Source organism: Streptomyces ossamyceticus (assembly GCF_001418475.1).
Lineage (GTDB): Bacteria > Actinomycetota > Actinomycetes > Streptomycetales > Streptomycetaceae > Streptomyces > Streptomyces ossamyceticus.
This window is the reverse complement of the sequence record NZ_LIQX01000890.1, coordinates 1-743: the sequence shown is the minus strand read 5'-3', so window position 1 is coordinate 743 and position 743 is coordinate 1. Positions and strand designations below refer to the sequence as shown.

Below are 743 nucleotides of genomic sequence, written 5' to 3'. Positions count from 1 at the left end.
CGGTGCCGGTGGGGTGGGCGGCGATGTGGACGCAGTTGAGGCTGTCGCCGCTGTAGGTGGACTTCTGCCACTGGATGCTGGGCACGAGTGTCTCTCTCAGGTGTCGCGGACGAGGTCGTGGATGAGATCGCGTGACTCGGCGGTGCTGAGTGCGCAGGTCTCCATGCGGTCCAGCACTGCACGGTACTTACTCAACAGTGCTTCCGCGTCGAGGAATTCGCAGCCCCCGTGGTGCGTGTCCAGCTGAACTGTGTCGAGCTGCGGGGAAGGGCCGACGACGTAGTCGAAGGACTGACCGGTGCTGGGGAAGTACTCCGCGCCGAATGGGATCACCCGGACCGTGATGTGGGGCAGTTCGCTCATCTCCAGCAGGTGCTTGAGCTGGCCGCGTGTGACGGCGGGGCCGCCGAAGCCCATGCGGAGTGCGGTCTCGTGGATGATCGCGGTGTACGGGGGCGGGCTGTCGCGACCAGCCATGGTCGTGGCGAACTTCTGGACATCACCGAGCTGTTGACCTCGGAGCTGGTCAGCAACGCGTACCAGCACACGAAGGGGCCCTCGTCGGTGCGGCTGGTCGCCCTGTACGGCGGGCGGCTGCGCGTCTTCGTGTGGGACGGGAGTCCGTACGTGCCGCCCTCGTTCGGGGAGGTGAGTGTCGCCCCCAGTCGTCCTGTGCCACCGGCGGCGGATGTCGAGCATGGGCGAGGTCTCTTCCTCGTCCGGCAGTGCGCGGACCGGTGGGG

At 67.2% G+C, this 743-nt stretch carries 1 protein-coding gene and 1 pseudogene; one reads left to right on the top strand and one right to left on the bottom strand.

The features are described from left to right. Positions 1 to 96 precede the first annotated feature (96 nt). Positions 97 to 468, bottom strand: a pseudogene (locus tag AOK15_RS40175) (DUF5753 domain-containing protein); the annotation flags it as partial. A gap of 42 nt (positions 469 to 510) precedes the next feature. Here AOK15_RS40175 and AOK15_RS46310 point away from each other — a divergent pair. Next, positions 511 to 743 (top strand): ATP-binding protein (locus tag AOK15_RS46310; protein WP_205632317.1); only part of this gene is annotated, 233 nt, incomplete at its 3' end.